Raw genomic sequence first — 8,109 nt, 5'->3', positions numbered from 1 at the left:
CCAGCCGCGCCCTCGCCCGGCACCCGACCGCCCTGGTGCTGGGTGGTGAACAGCTCGCCACGCGCCTGCAATCCCGCCACGCAGGCCTCGTCGACCAGGCTTTGCGCCGCCAGCACCAGCAGCAGGCGCGGCCGCACGTCGGCGTGCAGCTCGCTCAGGCGCGGCAACAGGTGGTCCCAACCCGCTTCAGGGCCGTCGATCGACGCCACAGACCAGCGGGGCTCGACCGAGCCCGATGCACGGGCCCAGTCCAGCGCCATGCCCGACTGATGGCGCAACCAGTCGAGAAAGAGCGAACGGTGCTCGTCGGTCCAGTCCGATGGCACCCAGAGCTGGATGTCGAGCGACGGGGCCAGCTCTCGCCGGCGAAGAGCCTGGTCGCGACCACCCGACTGCCCCACCCCGGACAGAAAGGTTGCGCCGCCCTCGCCTCGCACCGATGAGCTGAGGTCGGTTTCGGTGCCAGCGCCAGCCCACTCAAGCCCATCGGGAGCGGGCAAGGCACAAAGCAGTTGATGCAGGGGAGCTTCGATCAGGGCCATCGCTCGCAACAGCGACTCTGGCAAAGCTGAAGCCGTGACTTCTGCGTGGGCATCGAGCCAGTCTTCTGTGGACAGCCCCGCCATCCGGGAGCTGAAAATCGGCATGCCATCCGCGTCCTGAAGTTGCGGATCCAGGCCCGGGCGCAACGGCCCAGAACGCAACGTTGTCCACGCCGCTTGCGGGTCGTCGCCCTCGGGCAAGGTCAGGGCTTCGGCCAGGATGCACGCGAGCCCGAGAGGCATGCTTTGCGCAGCGGCGCCCCCCTCGTTTTTTTGCGCCGGGTCAACCCCACCCGCAGGCGTTGCGACAACAGCCGCCTCGACAGGCTTGGCCAGCCATTGGCGCAAACGAGCGGCGCCCCACCAGGCCAGCAAGGCAGCAAGCGTGAGCCCCACCGGCAACAAGATGAGTTGCGTGGCGACTTCCTCGCTGTTGAGCGGCTGCTGGCTGCGGTACCACTGCCACAGCGTCACCACCCAGACGGTGACGAAAATGACGAGCCCCAACCCGGCTGCCTTGACTGCCTTGGACATGCCTTGCCGCACGGGCCCGATCGAGCCCGCACTCCCTGATTGATCGGTTTGATGATGTGTGTCGCCGACGGATGTCTCGCCGGAGCGGCCCGAGTCTAAGCGCTGGGCCATGGGGCCTTGCCCCCCTCACGAGGGGTGGGTCGTTACAAGCTGTGTCGCCTTGGGCAGGCGCAGACCGGGCTTGCGCCACTCGACATGCCCGAAATCCATCAGGCGCCATCGCCCACCCCAGGTGAGGCCGTGCTGCTCGGCCACCTGCCCGTAGAGCTCGTAGCCGCGCATGGCCCAAGGGTCTCGCTCGGAGATGACCAGGCGCCCATCGCGCAAAAATGCGCAATCGGCTGCCAGCCCATGCTGGTGGTAGCTCTGCCCGGGCGCCGCACCCGTGACGCTCGGCCCGCGCGCCAGCAACACCGCCTGGCGCTCCGGACTGCGGTAGCCCTCCAGCAGGGCCATGTCGTAGCCGTGGACTTCCTTCATCACCTTGAAGACACGCAACAGCGCCTGCACGAAATCCGCGTCCATGCGCTCCCACCGTCGGTCCGCGCTCGACAGCATCGGCCTGATCACCTCGACTTCTGCCGTGGCGAACAACTCGGGTGGCGGTGGTGGCGGAGGCACGAGCTGTTCGCCTCGGAGCAGTTCGCTCACCTGGTGGTTGACCCCCAGGGCGCTGTCGTCGAATGCATCCGCCTGTTGGGGGCGCCAGCCAAGCCAGGCCCACATCAGCAGGGCCGGCAAAAGCAGCAGCAAGACAGACAGCCACCACACCCGAGAGCGCCCGAGCAACACGCGTGAGGCCGCGCCCAGGCGGGCACCGCGCCCGCGCCACCACATCGGGAACACGAGCGCAGACAACAACAAGCTGCCCAGCGCGAACCAGGCCAGTACCCACCCCAGATGCATGATCCCTGTAACGATTGATTGCAAACCGGCCCCCAGGCGTTGGAGGCGGCAAGTCCGCTCTTTAGAATGCGGCGATTGTTCATCAAAAAAAGAATTCGGGAGCCCGTCGTGACACGCGACACCCACACCACCGGTTCGGCCCGCCAACCGGGACGACGACCCCTTCGCCCTGAACCAGGTCGACCCAGCCTCTTCGCGGACTTCGACCAGGAGTCGGTGGAAGACATCGACCCGCAACGCATCCGCCTGCTCTCCACCCTGGAGTCCCAACGCGGGGTGCGCCGGCGCCCGCAAGCCAGGCGCCTGCCGACTGGCCGTGCCCACCCGTGGCTGACGCGTGCCCTCATGGCGGCGATGGGCCTGGGCATGCTGGTGATGCTGCTGAGCTTCATCCAGTTGCTCCGGCGGCCGCCGGCCCCGCCACCCGCCGTGCAAACTGTGTCGCTGCAGGCTCAGGCGAATGCCAGCACCACAGCACGCCTGGCTGGTGGATCCGCAACCGAAGCGGCAGAAATCATCGACATGTCGCCCCCGGCTGGCGGCGTCACCCGAGAAGCGATGCTCGCTCAGGCCCCGGTCGAGTCACCCGCGAACAGCGTCCAACCAGGCACCAGCCCGGTGTCGGTCGCGCCTCAGAACCCGCCTCCATCGCCTCCAACCAAGTCCGCTGCGGCACCGGGCACCGAGCCCGAACGCCTCGCCAAAGCAGCCAAACCGGGCGCTCAACGCACCAGTGCCCAAGTCAGCGCCAACGCCAACACCAAACGCGAACCCGTGACCTCGCAGGAGGACGTCGCGCTGGTTGAAGCCATGCTGGCACACGCTGGCCCTCGCAAAGCGCCACCGTCGCCAACGCTGGCGCTGCAGCAGTGCGGCACTGGCACGTCCGCACAGACCTCGGTCTGTCGGGCCAAGGTCTGCGTGCAACACCCTTCGCTGCCGGCCTGCCACACCCCCTGATCAGCGGCGCTTGAACCGGCTTTGAACAGCGTTTGCCCTGCTTCGCATGCGGGCACACAGCCGGGCGTGTGCACAATGGGCCTCCAGTCGTTAGGATGCGACCTCTCGCAACCGCAAGGCATCCACGCCGCGCGACCGCACCGCCAGGATTGCCCATGACCACGCCCACGCTCCGAGCCATCGACCCCCACGCCCAGCCCGCCGCAGTGCAGGACGACGATGGCGTGCCGGTGTCGGTGCGCATCCGCGAACGCATCAAGGCCGCTGAAAAGCGCTTTCACGCCAATGACAACATCTCCGAATTCATCGAGCCCGGAGAGTTGGACAAGCTGCTCGATGAAGTCGCGGGCAAGCTGGGCGGCGTGCTCGAGAGCCTGGTCATCGACACCGACAGCGACCACAACACCCAGGACACCGCTCGACGGGTGGCCAAGATGTACCTGGGCGAGATTTTCAAGGGCCGCTACCAAGCTGCGCCCTCGGTGACGGAGTTTCCCAATGTGGAACGCCTCAATGAGCTGATGATCGTCGGGCCCATCACCGTGCGCAGCGCCTGCTCGCACCACCTGTGCCCCATCATCGGTCGGGTGTGGATTGGCGTGATGCCCAACGAGCACTCCAACCTGATCGGCCTGTCCAAATACGCTCGCCTGATCGACTGGATCATGAGCCGCCCGCAGATCCAGGAAGAAGCCGTGACGCAGGTCGCCGAACTGCTGCAAACGCGCATGAACCCGGACGGCCTGGCCGTGGTGATGGAAGCCGACCACTTCTGCATGCACTGGCGCGGCGTCAAGGACATGGACTCCAAGATGATCAACAGCGTGATGCGCGGCTCCTTCCTGAAGGACCCGAACCTGCGCCGCGAATTCCTCGCCCTCGTCAACCAACGCAAAGGCTGATCAAACATGTTGGTCCGATTGCTGTACGCGAGCCGCGCCAAAGAACCCCTCACGGCTGAGGTGATCGACGCGATCTTGCAGGCCTCTCGCAAGGGCAACCCGGCAGCGGGTGTCACAGGTTTGCTCTGCCACAGTGGCGACGTCTTCATGCAAGTGCTCGAAGGTGGGCGCGATGTGGTCAGCGCGCTCTACAACCGCATCGCCAATGACCCGCGCCACACCGACGTGATCCTGTTGCACTACGAGGAAATCACCGAGCGCCGTTTTGCGGGTTGGTCAATGGGCCAGGTCAACCTGGCACGCGTGAACCCGGCCATCTTGCTGAAGTACTCGACCAAGGCCGAGCTGGACCCCTACGCCAGCTGCGGCCAGGCCTCGATGGCCATGCTCGAAGAACTGATCGCCACGGCATCCATTGCCAGCCGCACCTGCTGAGCCGGTGAGCCTGCCCGAGGTCCTGCTGGGCCTGGACTTCAGTTGTGCGCCCAGCCCACGCAAGCCCCTGACCCTGGCATGGGGCCGCCGCGCCGGGGCCGTGATGCGCCTTGATCGGGTCGATGAGGTGCTCAGCCACGACGCGTTGTCTGCCATCATCCAACCAGGTTCAACGGCCCTGCCCGGCGGTTTCGTCATGGGTTGCGACTTCCCCTTTGGCCTGCCCCGTGCCTTCGTGGAGGCCTTGCGGGTGCATGGCCCTGGTGAATTGCCTGAACGGCTGGCGACGCTGACTTGCTCAGCAGGTTCGTCAGGCGTGGCCGCCGCCCCATCATCCACCGCGTCGCAAGCCGATGGCCTGATCCAGGCCCTGCACCAGCACTGCATTGACCGCGCCGGCTTCCAGCGCCTGGTCGATGGCTGGGGGCAGACCTGGCACACCGAGCGGCCAGAGGGGCCCAAGCTCTTGCATCGGCCCACCGACCAGGCCTCACCTGGGGTCTCCAGTACCAGCCCATTGCAGACCCGCTACGTGCCTGTGGGCAAGATGTACTTCGAGGGCATGAAACGCCTGGTCGATGCCGACCTCAGCCTGCCAGGGCTGCGCAGCGGTCGCCCCGACGCCATCGCCCTGGAGGCCTACCCCGGCCTGCTCGCCCATGAACTGCTAGGCCGGCGCAGCTACAAAACCGACACCAAGGCCGATGCGGCCTCGCAGCAGGCGCGCCTGATCGCCCGCATGGACATGGTCGACGCGCTGGAGCAGGGTCGCACCCGGCTGGGCCTGCGCCTCAAGCTCAGCCCCGCACAGCGCGACCACCTGGTCAGCGACCCGAAAGGCGACCGGCTCGACGCCGTGCTCTGCCTGTTTCAGGCCGCCTGGGCCCACGCGCAACGTGAAGCAGGCCACGCACGCTGGGGCCTGCCCGACGGCATCGACCCGGTCGAAGGATGGATACTCTCGGCATGAATCACACCGACAACCTGCCTGACCAATTCGAAGTGACCGAGGTGCTGGGCCAGCCGGCCATCGTGCTCAAAGCCCCCGACGGCTCGCGCGCCACCGTGCTGCTGCATGGCGCCCACGTGGTCTCCTGGGTGCCCGCTGGCGCCGACGAACAGCTCTACCTCTCGCCCCAGGCCGTCGCTGGCCCGGGCATGTCCGTGCGCGGTGGCGTGCCGGTCGTTTTCCCTCAGTTCGAGCTCATGGGCCCGGACACCTCGCTNNCCCCGCCACGGCCTGGCCCGAACCCGCACCTGGTCGATCGACGGCGGCCGCGTGGGCGAAGAACACGCCCAGGTGACGCTGGTGCTGAGCGACGACGACACCACGCGTGCCCTGTGGCCGCACGGTTTCCGCCTGGAGCTGACGATCTCGATCGAGGCCAACCGGCTCGACCTTGAGCTGCACGCCGAGAACACCGGCGAGACGGCCTGGTCCTTCGCTGCGGCGTTGCACACCTACCTGGCCGTGTCCGAGCTTTCGCAAGTGCGCCTGCAGGGCCTGATCGGCCGACGCTTCATCGACCGCATCAACGGTGGTGAAACCATCGAGGACCACCCCGAGAAGCGTTTCCACGGCGAAATCGACCGCATCTACGCCAACGTGCGAGAACACCTGCTGCTGCGCGACGGCCCTCGCCGCCTGCGCATCGACCAGCAGGAGATGCCGGATGTGGTGGTCTGGAACCCCGGCGCCGATGGGGCCTCGCGCCTGGCCGACATGCCCGACGATGGCTGGCAGCACATGCTGTGTCTGGAGGCCGCTCGCATCCTGGAGCCCGTCAAGCTGGCGCCAGGTCAAGACTGGGACGGGCGCCAGAGCCTGACGCTCGAGGCGTACTGAACGCTGACCAGCCCGGGTCGACTCGAGTCGGCTCGGGGCAGGTCCAGCTCAGGCGGGCTTGCCGAGCAACTGCCTGAGGTCGGCCGTGACCTTGTCAACACCCATGCCGTAGCGCACGAACAGCCGAACGTGGCCTTCAGGGTCGAAGACGTAGGCCCCTGCCGTGTGGTCCATGGTGTAGTTGCCCTCGCTGGTGGGCACCTTCTGGTAGAAGACCTTGAACTCGCGGGCTGCGGCCTCGATCTGCTCGTTGGAGCCTGTCAGGCCCACAAAGCTCGGGTCCATCGCCTGCAGGTAGGCCTTGAGCACCTGGGGCGTGTCGCGCGCAGGGTCGATCGAGATGAAGATGCCCTGCACCCGATCGCCGTCGGGGCCCAGGCGGCGGCGCACCTCTGCCAACTCGGCCATGGTGGTTGGGCACACGTCGGGGCACTGCGTGAAGCCGAAGAACACGAACAGGACCTTGCCCTTGAACTCGGCCAGGTCGCGCTGGCGCCCATCGACGTCTTTGAGCGAGAGCTTGCGCGCGTACTCGGCACCGGTGATGTCCACCGCGTTGAAGCTGAGCTTGGGCACCACCGGCTGACCGGCCTTGTCGCAAGCGCCCAGCAGCGGCAACGCCAGCAAAGAGGTGGCTGCCGACAGCAGCAGGCCGCGGCGATTCAAGTCGTTTCGGTTCATGTCAGGTCAAATCACCCAGTAGTGATCGACCAGCAAGGCCGCGAACATCAGCATCAGGTGGATGATGGAGAAGCGGAAAGTCTTGCGGGCCAGCTCATCACTGTAACGCCGCCAGAGCCGAAAAGCGTAGGCCATGAACATCAGGCCCAGCACCAGCGCCGAGACCAGGTAGATCCAGCCGCTCATGCCGTAGATGAAGGGCAACAAGCTGCCCGCCAACAAGATGATGGTGTAGAGGAACACGTGCAGTCGCGTGAACTCATTGCCATGCGTGACCGGCAGCATGGGCAGACCGGCGCGCGCGTAGTCTTCGACGCGGTACAGCGCCAGGGCCCAGAAGTGCGGCGGCGTCCACAGGAAGATGATGAGGCACAGCATGAGCGCCTCGGGGTCGACCGAGCCGCGCATGGCCGCCCAGCCCAGCACTGGCGGCATGGCACCCGAGGCCCCACCGATGACGATGTTCTGCGGCGTCAGCGGCTTGAGCACCACGGTGTAGACGATGGCGTAGCCCACGAAGGTGGCCAGTGTGAGCCACATGGTCAAGAGGTTGACCCACAGGCCCAGGATGAGCATGCCTGCCGCGCACAGGGTGCCGCTGAAAACCAGTGTTTGGGTGCGGCTGAGCTCACCCCGTGCGGTGGGCCGCCAGGCGGTGCGCTTCATGCGCGCGTCGATGCCCTGCTCGATCAGGCAGTTGAAGGCGGCGGCCGAACCGGCCACCAGCCAGATGCCGATGCAGGCGGCCAGGGCCGTGAGCGCCTCGGCGGCCGTGGGCACACCGGGCACGGCCAGCAGCATGCCGATGACGGCGCAAAAAACAATGAGCTGCACCACCCGCGGCTTGGTCAGCACGTGGTACTGGTGGAACTTGGACGGCAGGCGGGTGGCGGGCATGGCCACGGGGGCGGGGGGCGTCGCGACGGTGTCGGTCATGGTCGGTTCAAGTGGCTGCCGGGACTATGACGCACAAGCCCGCGAGGCTGTAGCGTGATGTCCCTGATGTCCAGAGGAAACGGTGCTTGGATTGGCCTGCTGGCCGTCGAGCAAAGCTCGCCAGGCAGCCTGCTGGCGCGGCAGCACCAACAGGCGCGTGAGCCACCACACGAGCAGCGCCGCGCCGAAAGAGTGGGCCAGGGCCGCAGCCAGCGGCCAGCCAAGTACCACGTTGCTCAGGCCCGTGACGACCTGGGCCAGCAGCAGCAGCGCGAGCACCCGGGCCTCGCGGCGCCAAACAGGCTGGGTGCAGCCGGCCCCATCCACGCCGGGGCGCCAGCTGGACAGGCGCCAGGCGAACAGCACC

The 8,109-nt window shown here is 66.9% G+C and carries 10 protein-coding genes; 5 read left to right on the top strand and 5 right to left on the bottom strand.

All coding sequences use genetic code 11. The features are described 5' to 3' along the window. Both B2W70_RS04630 and B2W70_RS04625 read right to left on the bottom strand, forming a co-directional pair. Positions 1 to 1,076 (bottom strand): hypothetical protein (locus B2W70_RS04630; RefSeq protein WP_286743324.1); only part of this gene is annotated, 1,076 nt, incomplete at its 3' end. A gap of 126 nt (positions 1,077 to 1,202) precedes the next feature. After that, positions 1,203 to 1,982 (bottom strand): M15 family metallopeptidase, encoded by a 780-nt coding sequence (locus tag B2W70_RS04625; RefSeq protein ID WP_058088836.1) that lies wholly within the window; start codon positions 1,980 to 1,982, stop codon positions 1,203 to 1,205. 108 nt (positions 1,983 to 2,090) lie between these two features. Between B2W70_RS04625 and B2W70_RS04620 the strand changes: the two genes are divergently transcribed. From B2W70_RS04620 to B2W70_RS04595, 5 genes are all read left to right on the top strand, one after another. Beyond that, the gene (locus tag B2W70_RS04620; protein ID WP_286743320.1) at positions 2,091 to 2,942 is read left to right on the top strand and encodes a hypothetical protein; all 852 of its coding nucleotides are present in this window, start codon (positions 2,091 to 2,093) and stop codon (positions 2,940 to 2,942) included. Positions 2,943 to 3,097: 155 nt separating this feature from the next. After that, entirely contained in the window at positions 3,098 to 3,844 is a 747-nt protein-coding gene (folE, locus tag B2W70_RS04615) for a GTP cyclohydrolase I (protein WP_286743319.1), read from the top strand. Positions 3,845 to 3,850: 6 nt separating this feature from the next. Then, positions 3,851 to 4,279, top strand: coding sequence for a BLUF domain-containing protein (locus tag B2W70_RS04610; RefSeq protein ID WP_058088838.1), 429 nt, complete (start codon positions 3,851 to 3,853; stop codon positions 4,277 to 4,279). Between the two features lie 4 nt (positions 4,280 to 4,283). Next, positions 4,284 to 5,249 (top strand): DUF429 domain-containing protein, encoded by a 966-nt coding sequence (locus B2W70_RS04605; RefSeq protein ID WP_286743316.1) that lies wholly within the window; start codon positions 4,284 to 4,286, stop codon positions 5,247 to 5,249. A gap of 309 nt (positions 5,250 to 5,558) precedes the next feature. Then, a complete protein-coding gene (locus B2W70_RS04595; protein ID WP_286743313.1) occupies positions 5,559 to 6,125 on the top strand; it encodes a hypothetical protein in 567 nt (188 codons plus the stop codon). A 48-nt stretch (positions 6,126 to 6,173) separates the two neighbouring features. On the opposite strand, the gene B2W70_RS04590 is transcribed toward B2W70_RS04595, so the two are convergent. From B2W70_RS04590 to B2W70_RS04580, 3 genes are all read right to left on the bottom strand, one after another. Next, entirely contained in the window at positions 6,174 to 6,806 is a 633-nt protein-coding gene (locus tag B2W70_RS04590; RefSeq protein ID WP_286743312.1) for an SCO family protein, read from the bottom strand. A gap of 6 nt (positions 6,807 to 6,812) precedes the next feature. Further along, positions 6,813 to 7,742, bottom strand: coding sequence for a heme o synthase (cyoE, locus tag B2W70_RS04585; RefSeq protein ID WP_058088841.1), 930 nt, complete (start codon positions 7,740 to 7,742; stop codon positions 6,813 to 6,815). Positions 7,743 to 7,766: 24 nt separating this feature from the next. Then, positions 7,767 to 8,109, bottom strand: a 343-nt coding sequence (locus B2W70_RS04580; protein ID WP_286743310.1) for a COX15/CtaA family protein, incomplete at its 5' end; no start/stop codon positions are given.

The sequence above is a fragment of the Aquabacterium sp. UBA2148 genome, assembly GCF_002328915.1.
In the GTDB taxonomy this organism is placed as follows: Bacteria; Pseudomonadota; Gammaproteobacteria; order Burkholderiales; family Burkholderiaceae_C; genus Aquabacterium; species Aquabacterium parvum.
The sequence above is the reverse complement of the archived record's forward strand: the minus strand, read 5'-3'. Positions and strand labels throughout refer to the sequence as shown.